The sequence below is a fragment of the Nitrospira sp. genome, assembly GCA_029194675.1.
GTDB lineage: Bacteria > Nitrospirota > Nitrospiria > Nitrospirales > Nitrospiraceae > Nitrospira_D.
Genome location: JARFXP010000005.1, coordinates 19,272 through 43,758, shown reverse-complemented (window position 1 = coordinate 43,758; position 24,487 = coordinate 19,272). Strand labels below are relative to the sequence as shown.

Genomic DNA, 24,487 nt, shown 5'->3' with positions numbered 1-24,487 from the left:
ATGTGACGTACGCCAGAATCCCGCCCCCGAGGGATACCACGTAGGCACATCGGAAAGCGGGTATCGGGTCGCATTCGCTTATCGCTGGTACCTACCGAGGCCTTGGGGAAACGCCGGGCGCATTCGGGAACTCACTGATGCCTCCGGGAGCCGCAGGCCTATAATTGGGATCGACGTGCTCCCAGATCCCGGCATGTTTGCCGTCCACCCCCCACCCTCGCACGTACAGCAGCGCCAGCACCGGCTCGGTCTGGAATCTCGTGGTCCCAGTCACTCGTCCGGCCACTGTCATCCGCCCCCACCCGCGATAGGTCTGAGGCAGCTTGTTCTTCTCCACCATCACCCAGTAGCATCCAGCTTCGAGGCCGCTCAGATCGGCGGGAAGATGAGGTGTGTAATCCTGGTCCAGCGGCCGATTCCTCAGGCGCAGCCAGAGGTACTGTTCGCTCGCTTCTTCTTCGATGATGGTCCCACCCAGTAGCATCACCTTCCCGTCGTACTTCTCCGGATCGGCCACAAGATCCGTGAGCGTTGCGCCACGTTCAGACATCCATACGTACTGGCGCGGAACCTTGGAACATCCTGCCGCCGCCAGCGTGAGGCTGACGGCTAGAAGGAAACAGAAAGACCCCCGTCTGAGTCGGCCGCAAGTAGTCATAGCTTGTCATCCTTGGTTGACCGCACGAAACACCACGGAGACCGGGATGCTTCGATCATCTCCATATTCAGGCACGCTGTCTGCTGTTTCGCTCATGCTTTCAGCCCGCGGGAAGCAATGACTCGGACAGGTCCCACAGTCACGATTCGCACATGATTAAGATGGACGACCTACTCCAGAATTCCGCACCCCGAGGGATACCACCCTTGAGAAGGGCCGTCCCTTACCTGGTCTGCATCGGCGCATTCACCACCTGCTGTCCCAGGTGAGGGTACTGGTTCTGGACGACAGCCAATGTCGTCGCGCGTGCGTCCTGCACCTGGTAGGTGTACGACGTCCCTATGGCTACGCGTCCGGGGAGCTCCAGAACTAGGCGCCCGATATACGCGGTGGTCTCAGGCGCAACCGAAAAGTTCACACCCACGTCGCCCCCCATAGCCGACAACCCTTCATGGTGAAACGTTTTGAATAGATAGGTGCCAACCGGCAGGCGCGCGACGAAGACCCGCTCCTCTCCCGGTTTTGCATCTAATTGATACCGGGCCAGGTAAGGATGCCTGCCTTTCGGATCGGTGGCCTGCACTCTCAGAATCTCAAATTGATAGGTGAACCCAGCCGCTTTACGACCGAAAAGCCGGTTGAACCAGGAGTCGGGTGCGTCCTGCTCCGCTTGCACAAGAACGGATCCGATCACGATTCCCCCGTCCGGCCCAGCCGGTACGATGGGTCCCCCGGCCATGTCGAGCGACGGTGTGCTACAGCCTACCAGAACGGCTATCGCGGTGAGGCAGAGTGCTCGACCGAAATATGTGGGCTGTCGCAACATCAGGTCTCTTTCAGGACTCCTGGTGGTCCGTTGAGGGTGGACGGTCATCGGGCGCACAGACTGCCACCGATCCAGAGGAAGAGTCAAGGTCACCGCCATTACTCAGAAGACGGATATTTTGACCACACAAGATTCTTATTACCTTTATTCCATGCGGGTTTCATTGGCATCGGTGTTGTCTTAATTGCTGACTACTGAGTAAGTGTAATCCCAAAATGATAATGTCCGGTTTCACCAAAGTAGAAATGTCCTCTTCGTTGATAGACTGCCCGTTCTTCAAAGGAGGACGGGATGGTGGGAGAGGACAGGGTGATGATGAGTGCCAAGGAGTTGCGGCGGATCCATGTGATTCGCCAGGTGCGGGACAAGCGGATCACACAACAGGAGGCGGGCACCATGTTGCGGCTGACGGAGCGTCAGATCCGGCGCCTTCTTGGGCGGGTAAAGGAGGAGGGCGACCAGGGACGTGTCCATCGGGGACGGGGGAAGCCGTCGAATCGGCGCATCGCGGAGCCGGTCAAGGCGAAGATGCTGCGGCTGTATGAGACACGCTATGGAGACTTTGGGCCGACGTTGGCGGCGGAGAAGTTGACGGAGCGGCACCGACTCGAGGTCAGCGACGAGACTCTGCGGCGCTGGTTGCGGGAGCGGGGGATTGATCATTTCGCACGCCGGAAGCGACCGCATCGCGCGTGGCGTGCGCGCAAGGCGCATGTCGGGGAACTGGTGCAACTGGATGGGTCCCATCATGATTGGTTGGAGGGGCGCGGCCCGTGGGGTGTCCTGATGGCCTACATCGACGATGCGAGCAGTCGCGTCTTTGCTCGGTTCTATGAGTACGAGGGCACGATCCCGGCGATGGACAGCTTCCAGCGCTACATTCGGCACCAGGGGATTCCGCTGGCCATCTATGCGGACAAGCATACGACCTACCAGTCGCCAGCTGAGCCCACGGTGGCGGAGCAGCTGGCCGGGGAGGCACCCCAGAGTCAGTTCGGACGGGCACTGGATGAGCTGGGGGTTGAGCTGATCGCGGCGCACTCCCCACAGGCCAAGGGGCGGGTGGAGCGGCTGTTTAAGACGTTCCAGGATCGACTGGTCAAGGAGTTGCGCCTCGCACGGATTGGGACCTTCGAGGCGGCGAACCGATTCCTGGAGGGCTATCTGCCGGTCTACAACCGCCGGTTCGCGGTGCGGCCGGCGCACGCAGTCAATCTGCATCGGCCGAAGCCGACGGCCCAGGTGCTGGAGCGAAGCCTGTGTATCAAGACATCCCGGTGTCTGCGGAAGGACTTCACCATTGCTCATGAAGGGCGGCTCTATCAGGTTCACGACAATCTCCGCGCCACTCGTGTGGTGGTCGAAGAACATGTGGATGGGACGATGCGGCTCACGCACCACGGACGGGCGCTCGCCTTTCACGCGATCGCGGCGCGACCTGTGTCGGCGGCAGCGGTCACGGCGGTGTCCCGATCGCAGCGCCCGATCAAACCGCCGGCGGATCATCCATGGCGCAAGCGATGGCGGCAGGAACGAGGACACCACCCGGCGGCGGCCGGAACATAAACCGGACATTTCTACTTTGGGAGAAAGCGGACATTTCTATTTGGGCTTGACAGGTCACCGCCATTAAGCTTTTCTTAGGGTCAGCGTGGGAGGGCTTTGTGTCGCGCCTAACAGGCTGCGGAAAAACTCGATTTGTGTGCTTCGATGGGCTCAGCACGAACGGAAAACCTCAGTGAAATTAATGACCGCCCCGTTCGTCCTGAGGCTCTCGAAGGATAAACGGATGGTTTTTCCGCAGCCTGCTAAGTCAGGCATGCATGAAGGAGAAGAATCTGTTCATTTTCCAACCACAAGCGACGGATGTCTTGCATCGACATTGATCAAAAAACAACGACCTCCTTCTCTCCCTTGAAAGCCTCTATGTCTTGATCTTCTTGACGTCGATCGTTTCGACCATCCTCGACCATCTTTGGGCCGGCCTTGGTGTCGACCGTCCGGCGCTTGGTTCGTCCGTCTGAACTGGTGACGGCGAATGCCTTGATCCAAGGCATGAATAACATTGGGTTATTGCTGGGGCCTGCAATCAGCTGCGTGCTCATCGCGATGATGGGCGCGGAGAATGGCTTGTATGTGAATTCTGCGACGTTCTTCGTTTCAGCCCTCTGTCTCATTCCGATGCGGTTCCATGAAACCCTCAAGACAGCTGAAGAGGCCGGCAACCTTTCCTCCTCCGTGCTCGACGACCTAAAAGTAGGATTTCGATTTGTCTTCGGCACGCAATCGACGGTTTTTCTTCTGGTCATAATCTCGGCATTGTACAACCTGGGTGCGAGCGCCTTTGTTTTCATTCTGCCGATGTATGCGAAAGAGTTTCTCCAGGTCGGGCCGGCGCAAAGCCTTATCGGACTTGGTCTGGTTCTGTTGCTGACGGCAGCCGTCGCGATCCGGTTCATGCGTCAAGCGGTTATGGCTCAACGGGTTGCAGCCTAGCTCTCGCGTCTGGTTGCCCGGTGCCCCAATCGTTCCATCCGTCCTTCTGCCTTTCTTGTCGGCCCCGTTCCGATATACCCTAGTAAGCTGAGGTCACGTATGCGGGAGATAACCCGAGATACGCATACTGTCAGGCCGGTCCTCCACGATGGATCAGGAGAAAGCGGAGATGTCTCGTTTGGCGGAATATCCGATCCTCCGTCGCAGACAATGGCTCCTCACGCGCGATTTCAGCCTGGTGTGGTGGAGCCAGGTGCTGTCGCAGGTGGCGGACGGTGTCAGCAAGCTCGCTCTCTTGTGGTTTGTCTATTCCATCACCGGTTCGGCGCTGAAGACTACGGTCATCGGTCTTCTGCAAACATTGCCCCCGATTGTCCTCGGGCCCGTGATCGGCGTGGTGGTCGATCGATTAACCAAGAAGGCCATCCTGATCTGCAGCGACCTGACCCGTGCGCTATTGATCGGCCTGATCCCCTGCTGGGTATCCGTAGAATCGTTTACAATAGAAGCCCTCTACGTTCTGACGTTTCTCTACGGGATTGCGACCGCTATGTTCGTCCCGACGCTGTCCTCGTCGGTGCCGCTCATGGTGGAAAAGGAACGGTTGACCGCCGCCAATGCCCTTCTCCAAGGCACAACGAGCCTCGGTATCATCATCGGCCCGGTCATCAGCGGACTAGGGATTGCCTTTTCCGGTTCCCAGGACGTGCTCTGTATCAATGCTGTGACCTACCTGGCCTCCGCGGTCTTCTTGTTCCCCCTCCGTCTATCGGCTGGACTGACGACGTCTCCGCAGGAGAGCCGCCGGACAACGGCGATCGAGGATCTGTTCGACGGGATTCGCTATACGTTGATATCTCGGCGCACAATTCTGATGTTGATCATGTTGGCCTCGCTCTATACGTTCGGCAGCGGAGCCTTTACCACGCTGTTTCCTGTGTTCGGAAAAAGGCTCCTCTCACTCGGCCCGGTAGAGGTGGGATACCTCTGGTCGTGGCTCGGCGTGGGCCTACTTCTCGTATCGCTCTGTCTCGTGCGACTCTCCGAATGGGAGCTTCGGCGTCGGGTATCGGTTATCGCGTGGTCGAGCGCTGTCGGCGGGTTGGCTTTGTGCGGGCTGGTCTGGACTTCGAACATCATGCTGGCAACCCTGCTCGTCCTGTTGATCGGCATGGGGCTGGGGACCTGGACACCGATCGCCTGGGGGATTATCCAAGAAATCTCGCCCGCCCACATGGTGGGCCGGGTCATGGCGCTCTACACGGCTATTGCCACGGCGACATCAATGGCCGGCATGACCTTCTTCGGGTGGCTCATCGAAGTATCCAGCGAGTCCGTGAGTCTGATCGGCATCGGTACCGTCCTGCTCGCCCTTGCAATGTCCAGCCTGTGGTTCCGGCGACGCGTCATGGGAGAGCACCTTTCGGTTGTGTAGAGAGTCTTTCCTCCAGCCCATTCTCTCAACCCGGATTCCGCAAGTGATGCATCTCTTCCGTTCACTCCGAAAACCAGCTTGGAATATGAGGCTGATGTGAGTACCATCGGCAGCAATGGGAAAACACAACTCACGGAACGGGAGCCAGGGCAAGCATTCACAGGCTGATCCGTTCAAGGCTCTCACGTGGGATGAGCTCCAGGGCTGGGCTGGGGCAGTCATCGTATCGCGAGGCCGGCGCTACCAGCGCGACCGCCTGGTTCAGGACCTCGCCCGAACTTCAAGCGGAGGCCTGGTCGCGTGGGTGTTGGGCTCGCAGCGATACGCCACTAGGATTGAGACGGAAGATGACGAACTGGTTGCTGCCTGTACCTGCCCATACGAAGGCATCTGCAAACATGCGGTTGCCGTGGTGCTCGAATATCTGGAGCAGGTGAAGCGCAATCGCACGGTCCCGACCGTGGCCGAGCAGGACCGACGACTTCAGTTGTTGGAACAAGATGGAGATGCGGGGGAATGGGACGAGGAGGATGAGGAAGGTGCAACTGACGAAGAGCTCATGCATGTTTCGGAGCAGCCAACGCAAAAAGTTGGAAAGACCGCCACCGGCGCATGGCTGTCTTTTCTTGAACAGCAGACACAACCGCAGCTTCTCGCGCTCCTGAAGGAATTAGTTCAGCGTTATCCGGATGTCCGGCAGTTCTTGCAGGATCGGCATAATTTGTCGGCGGGCACCGTGCCGAAGCTGGTCAACGCCCTGCGGGCTGAGATTGCCGCGCTCAGCGCAGAACCGGGCTGGCGCCACCACTGGAGTGGCGAGGGCTCAATCCCAGACTACTCACGGGTACGGGATCGCCTGGAAGCGCTGCTGGCACAAAGGCATGCGGACGCGGTTATGGAAGTGGGAGTGCAACTGCTGGAAGCCGGCACGAGGCAAGTGGAGATGAGCGACGATGAAGGGGAGACGGCAGAGGAAATCGCCTCCTGTTTGGATATCGTCTTCCGGGCCTTGCCTCAGTCGTCCCGTGTTCCCGCCGAACAGATGCGGTGGGCGGTGGAGGCTGACCTAGCGGACGAGTATGAACTCTGTCGTGGCGCCAAGGCCTTCTGGGACCGGAGCCATCCGGTGGAGGCGTGGAACGGGCTTGTCGAGCAGCTTGCCCAGCGTCTCGCGCAGGAACGGCGGAACAACACTCAGGACAGATTCTCAGAAAATTTTCGGCGCGATCGCCTGAGTAACTGGTTGATCCTGGCGCTGGAACGAGCCGGCCGGCGTGAAGAGATCATCCCGCTATGCCGGGAAGAAGCCAAGAAGACAGGCAGTTACCTCCGTCTCGTAGAGCACCTCAAAAAAGCCGAGCAGTGGGAAGAAGCAGAAGAATGGATCCGCAAGGGGATTGTTGCGACCGAGAAGCAATGGCCCGGCATTGCCGTCGAATTGCGGACATCCTTTCGCGAGATGCGGGAGCGACAGCAGAAGTGGCATTCCGCAGCAACGTTGCGGGCCGATGAATTCTTCTTGGAGCCGAGTGTGAAGACCTTTCAAGCGTTGGAGAAGGCAGCGCAGCAAGCCGGAGTTGGGCAGAAAGTTCGGGCCTCCGCCTTACAGTATCTGGAAACCGGGACACGTCCCCAACCGTCAACTCCGCTCTGGCCGTTGTCGGAGAGTGAACTCAAGATGACGACCGGGCGTCTTCCGCTCCAGCCACCCATGACCGATGTGCTCATCGATATCGCGATCGACGAGAAACGGCCTGACGAGGTGCTTCGCTGGTATGACCGGCGCAAGCCGCGGGCGCGAGGCTGGGACGCAGGATGGTTTACGGAGGACCGTATTGCCGAGGCGGTGGTGGCCAGGTATCCTGAACGGGCCGTCGTCATCTGGAAACAACTCGCTGAAGAGCAGATCGCCCTCACGAAACCGAAAGCTTATGAAGCGGCTGCCGACTATTTGCGCAAAGTGGGCCGCGTCCTGAAGCAACAGGGGAAAGAGCAGGACTGGCAAGGCTACCTCACCGCCCTCCGGCGGGTTCACGAGCGCAAGCGGCGACTCGTCGAGACGCTCGACATCCTGTCCGGCCGCCGGATTGTCGATGTGATGTGAGGACGGAGACTACCGCAGTGCGCCTGTTCCTGGAAGACTATCCCCATGGAGTTCGATGAGATACGACCCAGACGCCGCGCCTGATCCGGGGAATTGGCTGGCGCTCGATGAGGCCCAACGGATCGAGCTGGTCTCGGCCTACCACCAACGGTTGAGTACGGAACTTCCAAACGCCCAGCTCCATGCGGCCATTCACGTCATCGTTGAGAGCCAGCTCGCTGAGGAGGTTGAAGTTACGAAGGATGCGTTGGTCCGACTTCGTGCAGAGGGCTTGGACCGGCATGAGGCGATCCATGCGATCGGCTCGGTGCTGATGAAGCATGTGTGGGATCTGCTACGGAGCGACGCGAAGCCGCCTGATTCCAACGCGCCGTACTTCGAAGCACTGAAGGGGCTGACGGCGAACAGTTGGCGGGAAGAGTTCGGCACGCAGCGGAAACGAATCCCATATGGGACCAAATTGCCCGTCACACTGACCCTGCGGGAACGCGACCTCATCAGGGATGAGACCTTCTGCAATCCCGACTTTGCCAAGTGCGCGGTGGCGGAGGGCAGAGGGATCAGGGTGGAGCTGTCATTGGACGAGATTGAGGAGATTCAGAGCTACGTGGCCGCTGAGGCCAACCACGCGACAAATTCCAAACGACGGAAGGAGCTGGATCGCCTATTCGCCAAGCTGCAGGTGTTCCTGGACACATATGATGACCAGAGCGAGTAAGAGACCCGGCACGGCGAATGGAATGCAAACATGTCGGATGAAACTCAGCCGATCTCGTGAAGTCCTTCGCAGTCATCTCTGAAAAATCACATCCACGATACAAGATCTGACCGGATTTCTGTGAGCGCTGTGCGCGCCTCCGACGGCCCTCTCTCCTACTGTGATACTGCCGGGCCGGTTTCGACCTGGTCGGTAGCTTCTTTGAGGTCCTTGGGATACAGCACGATTTCAATCCTGCGGTTGGCCGATCGTCCCACCTCGGTGTCGTTCGAGGCGACGGGTTGCGTGTCTCCATAACCGACTGCGGAGAGATTCCGGGGGTTCACACCGTCCTGATCGATCAAATAACGTACGACCGCCGTGGCCCGTGCCGTCGAGAGTTCCCAATTCGTCCTGTAACGGCTCCGCAGTTTGCCGCTGATCGGCACATTGTCCGTGTGGCCCTCGATCCGGATCTGCTTGTCCGTGACGGTTTTCAAGAGGTCGCTGACCTGCTTCAGCACCTTCTGGCCGGCCGGTTTCACCTCTGCCTGACCGGAGTCGAACAGGACCTGGTCCACCAAATTGATCGTGAGGCGGTCGCGTGCCTGCTGGATGGTGATATTGCCCTTGGAGATTTCGTCTTGGAGCGCCTTGGATAACTCTTCCTGCGTTCGCGTAAGCCGCTTGATCTCCGCTTCCTTCGATTCCTTGGCAGCCCGCTCCCGATCGAGCGTCGCGGCCAATCGAGCCTGTTCCTGGCGGAGCTGTTCACGTTCCTTCGCGAGTTGTGCTGCCTCGGCTTCTATCGATGCAGCCTGTTGCTGCAGCTTCGCGATTTCCTCCTGCGCGGAAGCACTGTCGCTTGCACGTTTCTGTTCGAGATCCGTAATCTGACTACGCACAGTGGCGAGTTCGCCGGTCAACTGTTCGGATCGAACTTTGAGGTCATCCCGTTCCTGCGCCAACGAGGCGGCCTGGTCTTCAGCAGCTTTCCGCTGAGCTGCTTCCTGGTCGAGTGACTCTCGCATGCCGGTCAGTTCCTCTTGCTGTTGCGCCGACTGCTTCTTGACCGCCTTGAGTTCATCAAGGGTCTGCTTGTGAGCGTACGCACTCACGCAGCCTCCCACGGCCAACGCGCACAGCAGAGTCAATGCGGTGCTTCGGAACGGCATGGTTCGATGATGTGATGTGGATCGCATAGTCTCCTCCTCTGAATGAAGGCGCAAGGAATATATTGAACGGAACAAGGTTGATGCCCGACGACTCGAACATTCGGCTGAAGAGAAGTGCTTATTTCTCATCGAGTTGAATGTGGAATTATAGTCCGATATGTCTCTTCGTCAAGAGAATTGGACCATTGAGCTACATGCACTGTAGGAGTCGCCATGCAGGATAGGAATGCTAATAAAAAGGTCAGACTCCTTAACAGGTTCCAGTCTCATCTACGTGGTTCCGAGATCAGTGATTGTACCGCATCTGGGTGGGGCTCCGTTCCTTTGGAAAGGTTGTTGATGGCAGGCAGGAGCAGCACAATACATCAAGCGGTTTGCTTGACCATAGTGAGGGGCTTTACGATAATAGTTCAAGAGTTACTGTGAAGAAGGAGATGAAGGCATGAGATTGCATGTTATTGTGGAACAGGATGAGGCAGGTTACTTTGTCGCCGAGGTGCCTGCTTTGCCAGGGTGTCTGTCGCAAGGGAAAACGCACGACGAGGCTATCGCAAACGTGAAAGAAGCCATCGAAGGGTGGCTTGAGGTGATGGAGGCCAAGCACGTGGTCGATGCAGAACGGACGGTTGAGGTTGTGGTCTGATGGCGGAACGCCTCCGGTTGTGTTCGGGGTCAGACGCCATACGGAAGTTTCAACGGGTAGGTTGGAGCGTCGTGCGACAACGAGGCTCTCATGTGATGCTGGTGAAATCCGGTTATGAGTATACTCTCTCCATCCCCCAACATGATGAGTTGAGGCCTGGACTTCTTCGTAAGATGATCCTCCAGGCTGGTCTCACCGTAGAAACATTCAACAGTCTGTAGAGCTCGTCAGTAGCAGGTTTGTCTCCTTTACAGCGACGCCAATGGATGAGTCGAGCCTCAACCTCCGCTTGACTGGTGCGCCATGCGATGAAGCGCTGTGCGGGTCTGGTAGGATGTAGCGGCGATGAACCACCCATCGGTCACGACGGCACCCCGCCGAGCCGCGGTTCTCTTCATTCTCGTCACCGTCCTGCTCGACATGTTGTCGTTCGGCATCATCATTCCGGTGCTGCCGAAACTCGTCGAGGAATTTTTCTTCGGCAATACGGCGCAGGCGGCCGTGCTCTATGGGCTGATGGGGACGGCTTGGGCGTTCATGCAGTTTTTCTGTTCGCCGATTCAAGGCGCGTTGTCCGATCGGTTCGGTCGGCGGCCGGTCGTGCTGCTGTCCAACCTGGGACTGGGTCTCGACTACATCGTGATGGCCCTCGCGCCGAACGTGGTCTGGCTTGTGGCGGGCCGTGTCATCTCTGGGATGGCCTCCTCCAGCTTCAGCACTGCCGGAGCCTATATCGCTGACGTGACGCCGCCGGAGCAGCGCGCGGCGGCGTTCGGCAAGATCGGCATGGTCTTCGGGCTCGGCTTCATCTTCGGTCCTGCCTTGGGTGGTTGGCTCGGTGCGATTGATCCTCGGCTGCCGTTCTGGGGCGCGGCGGCACTCAGTCTCATGAACGCCTGTTACGGATTCTTTGTGCTTCCTGAATCCCTGCCGCCTGACAAACGGATGCCGTTCACCTGGGCGCGGGCCAACCCGATCGGGTCGCTCAGGCTGTTGCGCTCGCACCATGAACTCTTCGGCCTCGCGACGGTCTCGTTCCTCGGCTATCTCGCCCATGCGGTACTTCCAGGCGTGTCGGTCCTGTACATGGGCTATCGCTACAGATGGGGGACAGCCAGCGTGGGCCTGATGATGGCGGGCGTCGGCGTGGCCGCGACGATCGTGCAGGGCGGACTGATTCGTCCGATCACCAATCGGTTTGGCGAACGCAGGACGGTGTTGATCGGGCTGCTCTGCGGGGCGGTCGGCTTTTTCGTTTACGGCACCGCCTGGGAGGGCTGGATCTTCTGCCTCGGCATTCCCATGATGGCTTTCTGGGGACTCGCCGGTCCGGCGACGCAATCCCTCATGACGCGCCGGGTCAGCAGTGTGGAACAGGGCCAGCTGCAGGGCGCCATCGCCAGCATCAACGGCGTGACCGGCCTGATCGGGCCGACCCTCTTCACGCAGACCTTCGCCTACTTCATCCGATCTGACTCTGCCACCAGCACGTCGCTCGAATTGCCAGGCGCACCGTTCATTCTAGCCTCGTTCATGCTGCTCGGCGCCGCCGTGATTGCATGGCGAACGACGAAAGCGAGCGGGCCATAGACAAGTTGTTTCCGTTGTCTCTCGATGAAGGTAAATCAGATGCGCATGACGATTGGGTAAGAGGCCGGACTCATTACATCCATTCGTAGCCTGTAGAGCTTTCATATCTCTCCTGTTCTTGGATTCTCACTCCTAGTGAGATATGCTGGCTTCGTGAAAGTCAGCCAGGTTCTCGATCGATTGCGAGAGGATAACTGGTACCTGGTTGCCACGAAGGGAAGTCATCGACAGTTTAAGCATCCCATAAAGCCTGGTCGAGTGACGGTCGCAGGCAAGCCGAGCGACGATTTGCCACCTGGAACTTTGAACAGTATCTTCAAACAGGCTGGATGGAAAAAATAGAGGGCTCAACATGCGCTATGCAATCGTAATCGAAAAAGCCGCCTCTAACTACGCAGCCTATGTACCGGACCTACCCGGCTGTGTAGCTACCGGTGAGACGGTTCAGGAAACTGAAACGATGATCCGCGAAGCGATAGAATTCCACCTGGAGGGTCTTCGTGCCGATAGTCTGCCCATTCCCCCACCCAGCAGCCAAGTGGAATACGTTGAAGTCTCACTGTAGCAGACTTCACGGGCATTCTATGCACGGTTGCAAAACGATCAATCCATGCGCGTAGCGAGGGGAAGTGGATCTGACAGAGATCGTAAGTTTAGCCATGCGTTAGCGATATCTTCTGTTGGTGGATTGATCTCTTCAGCACTGACACGCTCATCGATATGCTCGCTCACCTCGGCGTGACCGTTCGCCTGGCCGTCAAGGTTCGCCGGGCGGCGTGACTTGATTCTTGCACTCCACAGATCATTACTCATGCCTAACAGTATTGTCTTGACATGCACGACTCAAGATCTGATTCTGATTTTAGTGTTCAGAGGCCGACCACACGGCACATTCCAAACGACGGAAGGAGCTTGATCGCCTATTCGACAAGCTTCAAGCGTTCCTGGATACATATGATGACCAGGCCGAGTAAAATACCCGGCCCAGCGAACGGAATGGAAGCAGGCCGGATAAAAACCAGCCGATCTCTTTACGTTCTTCTCTGTCGTCTCTGAAACCGGAGTGCACGATACAAGATCTGACCCCGTCTATGACCCCACTCGAGTAGATAGGACTTGACAGCGCCCTATGAATCGACTAAAAACGTGGCTCGTTGTTCGTGTTCCTCATGGGCATTGCGATGGATGGGAATACACGCACGCCATTAACAATGGTACTCTGGCTCGTTGCCATGTCTACCGGCTGCGCAACTCCAGTGCTCCTTGCCCAAACGACTGGACCGTCTAATCCATGTGCTTTTCAAGAGATCGACTCGGCCAAGTGGGGGAACCAGCCGTTACACAACCCGCCGGTCGAGCAAGCCACCCACGGTCGTCTGCAAACGACGTTGACCGTGCAATACACCGATCCGCATGTCACGTCGCTCGGTGGTTGTCCCGTGACGCTGCGCACCTATAATGGGGCACTCGTCGGTCCGACGCTGCGCGTGAAGCCGGGTGAGACCCTGAACATCCTGCTCAATAACGTCTTGCCACACGAGTCTCCGAACCAGATCGCGGCTCAGGTCAAGCAAGAGGCGGATAGCGCCTTTATCGAAACGAGGCCGCATTCCTTCAACACCACCAATCTTCACACACACGGTCTGCATGTCTCACCGGTCGGCAATAGCGACAACGTGCTCCTGGCCATTCCGCCGCAGACGCAGCTCCTCTTTGAGATCAAGGTACCAGCAAACCATCCTGCCGGCACGTACTGGTACCATGCCCATGCCCACGGCTCGACCGCTATCCAAGTGGGGAGCGGTATGGCTGGGGCTCTGATCATCGAGGACGATGAGGCCACGCTGCCATCCGCCCTGCGTGAAGCGACCCGACGCGAAAAGATTCTGGTCTTGCAGACCATCCTGTATGACGCCCAGGGACGGGCCGAAGATATCAGTGCCTTCTTCCCAGACCCGCCCTCACCACCGGATGCCTGCACCAAAGGGCTGCCAACCTGTACCTGGCAGACATCCAAGCGGCGCACCACAATTAACGGACAGATCGTGCCAATCATCACCCTGCGTCCCGGTGAGGTGCAGCGCTGGCGGATGATCGATGCCGCCTTTCGCGAGTCGATCTGTGTCCGCCTGCGCAAACAGGGAAACAACAAGGAAGGCATCCCGCTGCATGAGATCGCGCTTGATGGTATCTACCTCGGCAAGATCGATACCTGGTCGTCCAGTCAACTGCTCGACCTCGAACCAGGTTACCGCAGCGACGTCCTCGTCCAGGCCCCCAATACACCTGGACGCTACGAGTTAATCGATGCGGAAAGCGGCGCAGGTTGCCCTACCCCGGCCGCATCCGGCAGTGCCGCGAGTAGTATCCGCTCTGGCCTGCGAGGTATTCCTGAGCCTGAACGTGTGCTCGCCTATGTCGACATTGCGGGTGAGCCGCTGCCCATGGCTCTACCCACAAACGCTGAGATGGGAGCGCTCACCTATCGCCCGGGCGTGAACTTGCAGACGCAGGCGGACGGCGTGCAGGAGGCGATCTTCAAGCTGGGCAGCGCCGTGCATACCGAGAAAGATGTACGGAACTACTTCCAGATCAACTACCACGCCTTCAATCCCAACCGCGTCCGTCCTGTCGGTCTAGGCCGCACTGATATGTGGTTTCTCACCACGGTGGGGGATCCTCCCGGTGTGCTGCCGCCGCAGGCGACCATTCCACCCTTACCGCACGTCTTCCATATTCACGTCAACCCGTTCCAGACCATACGCCAGGATCCACAAGGCAGGAACGAGCTGGTGTGGAAGGACACCTTACTCGTCTTGCCCGCTGCCAAAGTGCAAATCTATACACAATACCTCGACTACCTCGGACAATTCGTGATGCATTGCCACATCCTCGACCACGAAGATCTCGGCATGATGGAGATCGTCGACGTAGTGGGCGAGCAGCCGGTGACCACGCTGCCGATGCACGGGGGTCACTAGCCTCCAAGGCAACCTGACCGTCCTAGACCCACCATAACAAAGGGAGGAACGCCGTGAGTACTACTGCTCTACAGCCACTGCAAAGACTCCTGACCCCGGCGATGAAAGAAATGATGCGCGAACTCGAAGCGATCGTCAGCAATCCGGTCGTCGAGGCTGCCTACAACGACGCTATCGCACGAGTGACACCGTTCATCGAAGATGGATCGCCCAACCCATGGGTCGGACAGTCCATTAATTATTTTGTGAATTACTTCCGGGACTGGTTTACATTCCTTCCCGAACCAACTGGTGGTCTCGGCAAGATAGTTCCGTTCACATGGTTCTATTTGAATAATCCGACTGCTGCTGCGTTTCTCAACACGTTCAAAAGCAAGAGCAATGGCGCAGCGGAATATACGACGGAGATCTTCAACTGGACGGTCAAGTTCATTATGGAGCGCGGACGCTTCATGGATTCGCCCGAATCGCTCATGTTCATCAACGAATGGACAAAGGACCCGACGACTCACATCGAAGACTTCATCGTTCCAAAAGGCGGGTTCAAGTCATTTAACGAGTTCTTCACCCGCGAATTAAATCTGTCCCGCAATCCGCGGCCGATCGCTGCTCCTGACGACGACAGCGTGGTGACCGCGACGGCCGACTCGGAGATCAATTTTATCCTTTCCGATCTCACTCTCACCCAGGAACTTGACGTAAAATCCCGCCAGCTCAATGTGCTGCAGCTTCTGAACAACTCCAAATATGCGAAGTTTTTCGAGGGCGGCACGGCCATTTCCTGCGTTCTGATGCCTCAAAACTACCATCACTTTCACGCGCCGGTCACGGGAAAGATCGTCGAGTCCATGGAAGTCGCGGGCATGTATAACGGGATCACCGACGGTGAACACTGGTTCAATACCATCTTTAATGTCGGTGAAAGCACCACCGACTTCAGCGTCTTTGAGCACTTCCACCGAGCCTACTACGTAATTGAAACCAAGAGCAATGGCTATGTGGCCGTCGTACCGGTCGGTCTCAACACGATCAGTCGGATCAGGCCCTCGCTCATCAATTACCATTCGTCCTTCGTCCACCCCGGCGATCCGCCTGTACCTGTGAAGAAAGGGGATCCGCTCGGCAACTTTGCTTATGGTGGGTCGCTGAACATTCTGCTGTTTGAAAAAGGCGTGTTGACCTCTGTTTCCGTACTGATGGGCAGCCGCCTGGGGACCATGTCTCCTCCGGCACGATCCAAGTAAAAAAAGAGGAGCGATCATGAGCCAACCACAACTGCGCGTACGCGTTTCCCTTACGGAGTTACAGACCCAATACGAAAACGGCAACAAAAAGCCGCTTGAAACTTTGATGCGAGCCTGGAAAGGCATCAAGGGACTGCGGTGGGACGATCCGAATTCCTTTTTCAAGATCGGAGGATATCACGGTGAGCCGTTTCGTGGCGCGGGTTGGGGCAATCCGACCTACTGGGGCGGGTACTGCAACCACGGCAATGTGCTGTTTCCGGTCTGGCACCGCGCCTACCTCCTCGCGCTGGAAAATGCGCTCCGCAGCATTCCCGGATGCGAAGACGTGGTGCTTCCGTTCTGGGATGAAACCGCCCCGCTTCCGGGCGGCGACCCGACTGCGCCGGTGATTCCCTGGGCGCTGACGAACCAGACCTTCGAACTCGATGGAAAACCCATTCCCAATCCGCTGGCATCGTTCAGGTTCACGCAACAGATCACCGACAACACGGCGAACCCGAACGGCTTCAATTACAGTAAGCCGCTGAACTATGAGACGGTGCGGTATCCATTATCCGGGCTCGTGGGAACGCCTCAAGATCAGAAAGCAACCGACAACCACAACAAGCAGTTCCCTGATTGGAACACGAACGTCCAGCTACTGAACCAGAACGTGTTGAATTGGCTGGGACCGTCCATCATCGTCAACAAGAAGCCCGTGCCGGCCAACGTCTATGAGAAATTCCACCGGTGCCTGGATGCGCCGAACTACACCTTGTTTTCGAATACGACGTCGGAAACCGAATGGAACAACAACCACCCGAATAAACAGGTCGTCGCCCTTGAGGACCCACACAACGATATTCACCTGGCAGTTGGGGGTTTCGAGTGGCCCGGTAACCCGGTTGTCCCAGGGCAGGATTTCTCTCCCATAGACGGAGCCAACGGCGACATGGGTGAAAACGACACCGCGTCAATGGACCCGATTTTCTTTTTTCACCACTGTTTCATCGATTACGTGTTCTGGCGATGGCAGAAGAAGAACGGGTTCACCGACACGTTTGACATCATCCCGCAGTATCCGGGAACGAACTCCGTCGACAGCCAGGGTCCCACTCCGGGCGTGCCTGCGAACTCCTGGTTCACGATGGATTCGAAGCTCGATCCCTGGGAGTACACAGCCAGAGACATGATCAACATCGAAACGCATCTCGGTTACACGTATGGCCCCGGCTCACTTGATGACGTTTCGAAGACACCTGCGGTCACTTCGACCGCGGTCGAGAACGCCGAGCCCACCAAGACCGTCGTGGTCTCGGGGGTCGACCGAGGTGCCATCAGCGGCTCATTCGTCATCGCTGCCTTCGCAAACGTGAACGGCAAGCGGGAACTGATCGGCGCGAAATCCATTCTCAGCCGCTGGAAAGTGCAGGGCTGCGCAAACTGCCTGACGCATCTCGAAGCCCGGGCGCACTTCCCGGTGAAGCGTTCAGTCGTGGCAGAGTTATCGCCGGAGAAGGTGCAGGTCGAAATCCGCACACGCAATCGTGAACCCAAACCGGACGCGGCCCCGTCGTCGACGACACCGTTCGCCATGTTCACCGAGGCGAAGAAGCGGTTCCGTGTGCAAGTGATCTGAGAGGTCATGCCGGACACGCGAATCGGACCGCTGCCCCTGTTGCCGCCACCGCGGCAGACTCACATATATGCATTCCCCAACATGATGAGTTGAGGCCTGGACTTCTTCGTAAGATGATCCTCCAGGCTGGTCTCACCGTAGAAACATTCAACAGTCTGTAGAGCTCGTCAGTAGCAGGTTTGTCTCATTTATAACGACGCCAATAGGTGAGTCGAGCCTCAATCTCCGCTTGACAGGGGTACCATGTGATGAAGCACTGCGTGGGGGAAAGTCTGGTAGGATGCGGCGGCGATGAGCCACCCGCCGGCCACGACCGCACCGCGCCAAGCCGCGGTTCTCTTCATTCTCGTCACCGTCCTGCTCGACATGTTGTCGTTCGGCATCATCATTCCGGTGCTGCCGAAACTCGTCGAGGAATTTTTCTTCGGCAATACGGCGCAGGCGGCCGTGCTCTATGGGCTGATGGGGACGGCTTGGGCGTTCATGCAGTTTTTCTGTTCGCCGATTCAAGGCGCGTTGTCCGATCGGTTCGGTCGGCGGCCGGTCGTGCTGCTGTCCAACCTGGGACTGGGTCTCGACTACATCGTGATGGCCCTCGCGCCGAACGTGGTCTGGCTTGTGGCGGGCCGTGTCATCTCTGGGATGGCCTCCTCCAGCTTCAGCACTGCCGGAGCCTATATCGCTGACGTGACGCCGCCGGAGCAGCGCGCGGCGGCGTTCGGCAAGATCGGCATGGTCTTCGGGCTCGGCTTCATCTTCGGTCCTGCCTTGGGTGGTTGGCTCGGTGCGATTGATCCTCGGCTGCCGTTCTGGGGCGCGGCGGCACTCAGTCTCATGAACGCCTGTTACGGATTCTTTGTGCTTCCTGAATCCCTGCCGCCTGACAAACGGATGCCGTTCACCTGGGCGCGGGCCAACCCGATCGGGTCGCTCAGGCTGTTGCGCTCGCACCATGAACTCTTCGGCCTCGCGACGGTCTCGTTCCTCGGCTATCTCGCCCATGCGGTACTTCCAGGCGTGTCGGTCCTGTACATGGGCTATCGCTACAGATGGGGGACAGCCAGCGTGGGCCTGATGATGGCGGGCGTCGGCGTGGCCGCGACGATTGTGCAGGGCGGACTGATTCGTCCGATCACCAATCGGTTTGACGAACGCAGGACGGTGTTGATCGGGCTGCTCTGCGGGGCGGTCGGCTTTTTCGTCTACGGCACCGCGCCGAAGGGCTGGATCTTCTGTCTCGGTATTCCCGTGATGGCCTTCTGGGGACTCGCCGGTCCGGCGACGCAATCGCTCATGACGCGCCGGGTCAGCAGTGTGGAACAGGGCCAGCTGCAGGGCGCCATCGCCAGCATCAACGGCGTGACCGGCCTGATCGGACCGACCCTCTTCACGCAGACCTTCGCCTACTTCATCCGATCTGACTCTGCCTCCAGCACGTCGCTCGAATTGCCAGGTGCACCGTTCATCCTCGCCTCGTTCATGCTGCTCGGCGCGGCTGTGATTATGTGGTGGACGACGAAAGCGAGCGGGCCATAGACAAGTTGTTTCCGTTGATCCTCGGTGAGTTGCGTGTGAGATGCGCGGCGATTGAAAAGACCCCCCCTTTCACATCCGTCCCAGGTCACTAGGCGCTGCGGCTTCCGAGGAATGTTACGACGTGACCTTGCAGAGCGGCTACGAAACGCTGGAAGGTTAGATCTGGGGCGGGCTGTGTAATCTTTGTTTTTGGTGAATTGGTCGCCATCAGAAAACAAGCTGACGTATAGAGCCGCTCCAGTACTAGGCGTCGGCAGAGCAGTTCATATCTTCTGCTATGCGACACCCCTATATATCGTGATCGTTCTTTGCTCTTGATGGCCTCACCGCGAAACTCCGGATCAACTTGGAAATAGGGCTCTTTATTGACGACGGGGGTTTTCACATTGTCGCGATCTTCGAGGAGAAACAGATAGCCCAAGAACGGAGGCGGAAATTGTCCGAAGCGGCCTTCTCGAAATGCGGTCCAAATATCTTTCGCGCTGCCCACGGCTTCTTCGGAACGATTGTTGACATTGTTGCCGATTGACTTGCCTGCTTGCGACTTGAATTCCATGGCTAAGATCAATGCGCCTTCAGACACCACGATCAGGTCCCATTTTTTCGTCGCTCTGAAATATCCCGGCAATTCAAGGGCGGTTCTTGTCCTGACATCGACCTTCTTGAGCCCGGCCTCACAAAGTATGTCCGAGACCAGGACTTCCAGCGCGCCCATTTGCGTACCGCCCGTGACCTCTCCACGCGTACCGGCATCGATTTTCCCCGACTGAACCTGTTTTTCTTTATTTTTTCTCCGAGCGTCCCAGTAACTTTGAACGGCGGCGCGCAGCCTCTTTTCAACGTCCAAGAGCCGCCCTCATCAGTGAGGAGTCGATACCATAAATGTCCAATGCTACCATTGTGGCTTGCTGCCGATTTCGATGGCGAAACGCTTCCTTGAGTTCCTTCGACTGGGACTTCGAGAGGGTGTCAGGAAAGGGCACCCTGATTCGGCGCAGATATTGTGCTTGGAAGCGCAAGTAACCGCCTCTCATTCGAACCCCATATGATTCGACGAAGAATTGGCCGATTGCAGATAAGAGCAGACCTCCAAGGACTTCCAAATCCCAATTATTTGACTGAATGAAATACAGGTTATGATGAGGGTAGGTCTTCCCGCGATCAAGGACAGGTTCGAGGCTATTTTTGATGTCCGGGATATAGAGCTTGGGGGTCTCAATCAAGGCATGATTGACACGGTCAATGGTCTTATACCAACCAGCTGCATTGTTCTCTGCGGTATGCCGTTTCTTCAGTGCCTTCGCATGATGCTCGAAATAGGCCTTCAACTTCGGATAGGTGCTCAGTTGGACGAGCCCCGTCTTATTCCAAGGATTCACAAGATAGTGGCCAGACCAGTCAAATGTTCCGCTGGCTGTATCTTTGGCGAGTGCTAGCTTTAGAAGACGTGAGGGCTCCACCAAGTGCGGGTCGGTTGTGATATATACGCTGTCGTTCCCGGTTGCGACACCTATTCCCACCTTGGCATTTATTTCGAGCGGTGGAAAAGTATCCTCTAATTGGCGAAGAAGGGACAGTTGCTCGGGTGAATGACAGGGCCATGGATCCGATCCTTTGAACCAGTTGCTGACGACTGCAGCATGGATTGAAGGGGAATGCCTTGACGACTTGCGGCGATAATTGGGTTGAAGCGTTGTCGCCAACAGTTTGGGTTGAACGGTTTCAGTTTGAGGAGTGGCGTTGGCCACGACCGTTGCACTCTGTCGGCGGTATCGAATAATTGTGATCGCAGGATACGCATCAACTTCGTTATCAAACGCATTGACGTCATGCATGCCCAAAATCAGTTCAACGCTGTAAGAGGACGTGATTAGATGCCGCAGTTCCGCTCCATATTGATTCCTCATCCATCGGTCCGCACAAATGAATGCGCAGACCCCACCGGGCGTTAATTGACGAAGCGCCGCCTCGAAGAATGCCACATAGAGATCGGCTCTGCCCCGCATGGTGGGATAAGCGTTGCGATATATCATCGCACTCTCTTCTGGAATGTCTTCAAGGCGTATGTAGGGTGGATTTCCTACGACAAAGTCGGCCTTCTTGCTGGTGGTATCGAAAAGATAGTCCCTCGTCGCGATCCACGATTCAGCGAGTTGTGTGACAAGTGGCTGCTGCACACCCAAGTCTACGAGGATACTTTGAGCAACGTATTTTGCACGGGCCGCACTCATTTCATCCAATTCATAGGCAAGTAGGGAGTTGCTGCAATCGGACAAAGGCCTGCCTTGCTTCCGACAAGACTCAATAAGGCGGGTGATCATGGGGCCAAGAAACGCGCCATCACCCGCCGCTGGTTCTACGGCCAGAGCATCCACCAAGTTCTTCTCTGGCGAATAGCCGCTTAATTCCAACAGCAGTTCTACTACCCAAGGCTTTGTGTAGACGACGCCTTTGGGCTCGGTCGGTACGAGAATGGGAGAGAGTTGAGACTGTGTGAGGAGTTGAAGCTGAATGCCTTGTGTCGAAATGGTGGGAGTAGGACTGTCTGCCACGGAAGTCCTCAGTGCGTAAACGTAAGAGAAACGGGCTGATACTAGCTTGTCTGCACTATTCGTTCAAGACGGCGAATATGATATGCAGAACTTAGAATGACATTATTAACGAGGATCGGTGAGCGCCACTGTCTAGGAAGCTGCGAGGACTCCGGCAATACAACCGGTCAGCAACGTGGTCAAATAGGCGGTCCACAACGCGCGCAGGCCCAGGACCGAGATATCTTTTGCCCGATGCGGCACCAATGCGGAGATGCCGCCGACAAAGATGCCCATGCTCGCTACATGCACGAACCCGCAGAGGGCATAGGTCATGGCCGTGAGGGACCGTGGAGAGAGCGGCGGCGGAGACGCGGATTGCACCGCAGCCAACTTGAAATAGGCCGCGACTTCCGTCTCGATAAACCGCGACCCCAGCAAGTCCGCGCCGATCTGCCATTCTTCAGGACGGAGACCGAGGAGAATGGCGAACGGCCAGGTCAGCCAGGCGAGGACCCGTGTGACGGAGAGAGGTACTCCACCGATCGCAGGAAGCTGTGCCAGCGCCAGGTCTACCAACGCTTCCACTCCGAGAAACACGATCAGCAACGCGGCAATGCCGACCGCCATTTTCATTCCCTGTCCCGCCCCATCAATTAAGGCGACAATGAGGTTGGAGGGCGGCGGGATTGCTTCACTGTCGGATGAAGGCGATGGGTTCCGGTCGGTGGGAACAGCAGGCACGCCGCCCAGCGTCACGGGCTGTCCATCCTCGGGAAACGAGAGTTTGCTGATGAGCACCGCACAAGGAATCGAAATCACCGACGCGGAAATCAAATGCCCGGCGATCTGAGGCACCACATGTTGCAGAGCCGACACGTAGATGCCCATGACCGTGCTCGCCACGGTCGCCATCATGCACGTCAGCACCAAGAGCAGTTCCGACCGCGTCATGGCCGCGAGGTAGGGACGGACAATCAAGCCCGCCTCGATGCCGACGAAGATATTCGCGGCGCCGGACAGACACTCGGCTCCTGATAAGCCCATGGTCCGGTAAAAGAGCCGGGCAAACAGTCGCACGACCGCTTGCATGGCGCCCAAATAGTACAGACCCGCCATCAATGCGGCAAAAAACACGACGGCCGGCAGCGCTTGCGCCGCCAAGATAAAACCGATCGAGACCGTCCCATCCGGCAACGTCTGGTTGGGACCAAGTGCGAGAGGCCCAAGGAGAAAAATCGTGCCTTTCTGCGAGGCGGTGAGCACGGCGACCACCATATCGTTAATGATGCTCCAGAGCCAGCGGGAGCCCGGAAACCAAAAGGACACGATACCGAGTCCCCAGGCCAAGGCCGCGCTGCCCCCAATGGTCGTCCAGTTCAGCCGACTGCGCGTCCCCGTCACCCAGGCCAGTAATGCGATCGTCACGAAACCGATGCACGCAAGCAGGCGGTACGGCCAATCCTCCACCGTCATGTCCTCCTTCCGATGAAAGCCCGGCGGGAGGCTACGCTGAGGGTCGGCTGCCGTCAAGAAAGAAAATAGGGCTTCGGGTCTCGCGTCAACGCGCTCAGATCTGCCCACCGCGTCCACTTCCTCGTCCTGTGTGATAATCGCTTCACGCGATGACGACGCGTTCTCACCAGACCGGTCTCGCCGCGATTGCCCTGTTCAAGCTCGTGAAAGGCGTGCTGTTGCTGCTTGTCGGGTTGGGCCTGCTGAAATTGATGCCTGCCGAGATTGCGACGCTGTTCTCCTGTTTGATCGAAGCGCTTCATTTGAATGCTGACTCTCGGATCATCCATGCGCTGGTTCTGAAAGTGGACGCATTGCAACCGCACAGCGTCTCGTGGCGGCGTTGGTTAGCCTGGGCTATGCCAGGATGTTATTGCTGGAAGACGTTGGACTTTGGCTGGAGCGCTCCTGGGCCGCGCATCTGACGGTGATCTCAACGAGCCTGCTACTCCCATTCGAACCCTATGAAGTGATCGACCGGGTGTCGATAGTTCGCATCGGTGTGTTGTTGCTGAGTCTTGTGATTGTGCTCTACCTCGTCAGTCAATTGAAGCTGCATGCGATGCACTCGCGAGCATCTGTCCCAAGCCTTCCCTGACATAGGGGCTGTTCGAGTAGCATCCATGGCTGGAACATTGTTGCGCTTTACTTTTATGTGGTAAAGCAAAGGCCTGAGAAGGAGGTGCCCCATGGCTGTTCAGAAGCTCAGCAGCAAGAATCAAATTGTCATTCCAAAGGAAGCCCGACAAACGATGGGCGTCAAGGGTGGCGATGAATTGCTGGTGGTTGTGAAGGATGATCTGACGCTTGTCATGCCAAAGCCGAAACGGTATGCGAAGGCTTTACAGGGGCTTGCAAAGGGTACCTATCCCGCCGACTACCTGAAGCGAGAGCGTCGGTCGTGGTAAGGACTCCCTTGTCCCAAGGTCTTCCTGCCCAACGCCAACGTATCGGTCTCGACACCAAACGTCTTCATTTATTTTCTGGAAGACCACCCACGATATGGAGCCTGGTGTGCCTCCTTGTTTGATCTAATTGAACGGGGGCAGAATGCCGCGGTCACTTCGCCGGTGACGCTTCTGGAATTGTTGGTTCAGCCCTATCGCGATCAGAAGGATGAATTGGCACAGAAGATTTTTGCCCTGACCAGCACTTACCCCAAGATCGAGTGGGTACTGCTGACGATGGATCTGACTGATCGAGCGGCTGAGTTGCGTGCCCACTACCGCCTCAGCATGCCCGATGCCATACACTTAGCGACTGCCATCGGCTATAAAGCCGTGCGTTTTTACGGGAATGATCGCGGATTGCGGCGAGTCAAAGAGATTGAATGCATCATCGTGGATGACCTGGTCTAGTCTCACCGCGTTTCTATGGTGATGTCGAGATCCCTTCGGTTGTACCTGTCTCTTGGACCTGTCAGTAGCTTCTCGTG

At 57.3% G+C, this 24,487-nt stretch carries 22 protein-coding genes; 16 read left to right on the top strand and 6 right to left on the bottom strand.

The annotated features are described in order from the left end of the window. Positions 1–91: 91 nt before the first annotated feature. On the bottom strand, positions 92–658 hold the full coding sequence (locus P0120_21005; GenBank protein MDF0676790.1) for a Slp family lipoprotein: 567 nt from the start codon (positions 656–658) through the stop codon (positions 92–94). A 223-nt stretch (positions 659–881) separates the two neighbouring features. Next, on the bottom strand, positions 882–1,484 hold the full coding sequence (locus P0120_21000; GenBank protein MDF0676789.1) for a hypothetical protein: 603 nt from the start codon (positions 1,482–1,484) through the stop codon (positions 882–884). A 291-nt stretch (positions 1,485–1,775) separates the two neighbouring features. Between P0120_21000 and P0120_20995 the strand changes: the two genes are divergently transcribed. From P0120_20995 to P0120_20975, 5 genes are all read left to right on the top strand, one after another. After that, a complete protein-coding gene (locus P0120_20995; protein ID MDF0676788.1) occupies positions 1,776–3,050 on the top strand; it encodes an ISNCY family transposase in 1,275 nt (424 codons plus the stop codon). Positions 3,051–3,473: 423 nt separating this feature from the next. Continuing rightward, on the top strand, positions 3,474–3,980 hold the full coding sequence (locus tag P0120_20990) for an MFS transporter (protein ID MDF0676787.1): 507 nt from the start codon (positions 3,474–3,476) through the stop codon (positions 3,978–3,980). A 169-nt stretch (positions 3,981–4,149) separates the two neighbouring features. Next, positions 4,150–5,415: an MFS transporter gene (locus P0120_20985; protein MDF0676786.1), complete on the top strand. Its 1,266-nt coding sequence runs from the start codon at positions 4,150–4,152 to the stop codon at positions 5,413–5,415. A 115-nt stretch (positions 5,416–5,530) separates the two neighbouring features. Then, complete coding sequence (locus tag P0120_20980) at positions 5,531–7,519, top strand: SWIM zinc finger family protein (protein MDF0676785.1); 1,989 nt, start codon at positions 5,531–5,533, stop codon at positions 7,517–7,519. A gap of 55 nt (positions 7,520–7,574) precedes the next feature. Next, complete coding sequence (locus tag P0120_20975) at positions 7,575–8,237, top strand: hypothetical protein (protein ID MDF0676784.1); 663 nt, start codon at positions 7,575–7,577, stop codon at positions 8,235–8,237. Between the two features lie 155 nt (positions 8,238–8,392). On the opposite strand, the gene P0120_20970 is transcribed toward P0120_20975, so the two are convergent. Continuing rightward, the gene (locus P0120_20970; GenBank protein ID MDF0676783.1) at positions 8,393–9,418 is read right to left on the bottom strand and encodes an OmpA family protein; all 1,026 of its coding nucleotides are present in this window, start codon (positions 9,416–9,418) and stop codon (positions 8,393–8,395) included. Positions 9,419–9,833: 415 nt separating this feature from the next. Between P0120_20970 and P0120_20965 the strand changes: the two genes are divergently transcribed. The 8 genes from P0120_20965 (at position 9,834) to P0120_20930 (ending at position 19,006) form a co-directional block, all read left to right on the top strand. Continuing rightward, positions 9,834–10,034, top strand: a complete 201-nt coding sequence (locus P0120_20965) for a type II toxin-antitoxin system HicB family antitoxin (protein ID MDF0676782.1) — start codon at positions 9,834–9,836, stop codon at positions 10,032–10,034. A 345-nt stretch (positions 10,035–10,379) separates the two neighbouring features. Continuing rightward, on the top strand, positions 10,380–11,624 hold the full coding sequence (locus P0120_20960; protein MDF0676781.1) for a TCR/Tet family MFS transporter: 1,245 nt from the start codon (positions 10,380–10,382) through the stop codon (positions 11,622–11,624). A gap of 153 nt (positions 11,625–11,777) precedes the next feature. Then, a complete protein-coding gene (locus tag P0120_20955; protein MDF0676780.1) occupies positions 11,778–11,966 on the top strand; it encodes a type II toxin-antitoxin system HicA family toxin in 189 nt (62 codons plus the stop codon). Positions 11,967–11,976: 10 nt separating this feature from the next. Beyond that, positions 11,977–12,189: a type II toxin-antitoxin system HicB family antitoxin gene (locus P0120_20950; GenBank protein ID MDF0676779.1), complete on the top strand. Its 213-nt coding sequence runs from the start codon at positions 11,977–11,979 to the stop codon at positions 12,187–12,189. 604 nt (positions 12,190–12,793) lie between these two features. Then, complete coding sequence (locus tag P0120_20945; GenBank protein ID MDF0676778.1) at positions 12,794–14,605, top strand: multicopper oxidase family protein; 1,812 nt, start codon at positions 12,794–12,796, stop codon at positions 14,603–14,605. Between the two features lie 53 nt (positions 14,606–14,658). After that, positions 14,659–15,849 (top strand): phosphatidylserine decarboxylase, encoded by a 1,191-nt coding sequence (locus P0120_20940; protein MDF0676777.1) that lies wholly within the window; start codon positions 14,659–14,661, stop codon positions 15,847–15,849. 16 nt (positions 15,850–15,865) lie between these two features. Further along, the gene (locus tag P0120_20935) at positions 15,866–17,470 is read left to right on the top strand and encodes a tyrosinase family protein (GenBank protein ID MDF0676776.1); all 1,605 of its coding nucleotides are present in this window, start codon (positions 15,866–15,868) and stop codon (positions 17,468–17,470) included. Between the two features lie 291 nt (positions 17,471–17,761). Continuing rightward, positions 17,762–19,006 (top strand): TCR/Tet family MFS transporter, encoded by a 1,245-nt coding sequence (locus P0120_20930; protein ID MDF0676775.1) that lies wholly within the window; start codon positions 17,762–17,764, stop codon positions 19,004–19,006. 88 nt (positions 19,007–19,094) lie between these two features. Here P0120_20930 and P0120_20925 read toward each other — a convergent pair whose 3' ends face one another. The 3 genes from P0120_20925 to P0120_20915 form a co-directional block, all read right to left on the bottom strand. Continuing rightward, entirely contained in the window at positions 19,095–19,853 is a 759-nt protein-coding gene (locus tag P0120_20925; GenBank protein MDF0676774.1) for a PaeR7I family type II restriction endonuclease, read from the bottom strand. Next, positions 19,843–21,558 carry an Eco57I restriction-modification methylase domain-containing protein gene (locus tag P0120_20920; GenBank protein ID MDF0676773.1) on the bottom strand — a complete coding sequence of 572 codons (1,716 nt, stop codon included), beginning with the start codon at positions 21,556–21,558 and terminating at the stop codon, positions 19,843–19,845. Before P0120_20920 ends, P0120_20925 begins: the two co-directional genes overlap by 11 nt. A gap of 132 nt (positions 21,559–21,690) precedes the next feature. Beyond that, on the bottom strand, positions 21,691–23,013 hold the full coding sequence (locus tag P0120_20915; GenBank protein ID MDF0676772.1) for a nucleoside transporter C-terminal domain-containing protein: 1,323 nt from the start codon (positions 23,011–23,013) through the stop codon (positions 21,691–21,693). 149 nt (positions 23,014–23,162) lie between these two features. Here P0120_20915 and P0120_20910 point away from each other — a divergent pair, with 149 nt between their 5' ends. From P0120_20910 to P0120_20900, 3 genes are all read left to right on the top strand, one after another. Beyond that, on the top strand, positions 23,163–23,477 hold the full coding sequence (locus P0120_20910) for a DUF2127 domain-containing protein (GenBank protein ID MDF0676771.1): 315 nt from the start codon (positions 23,163–23,165) through the stop codon (positions 23,475–23,477). Between the two features lie 264 nt (positions 23,478–23,741). Next, positions 23,742–23,960: an AbrB/MazE/SpoVT family DNA-binding domain-containing protein gene (locus P0120_20905; GenBank protein ID MDF0676770.1), complete on the top strand. Its 219-nt coding sequence runs from the start codon at positions 23,742–23,744 to the stop codon at positions 23,958–23,960. A 66-nt stretch (positions 23,961–24,026) separates the two neighbouring features. Then, positions 24,027–24,410 (top strand): PIN domain-containing protein, encoded by a 384-nt coding sequence (locus P0120_20900; GenBank protein MDF0676769.1) that lies wholly within the window; start codon positions 24,027–24,029, stop codon positions 24,408–24,410. Positions 24,411–24,487 lie beyond the last annotated feature (77 nt).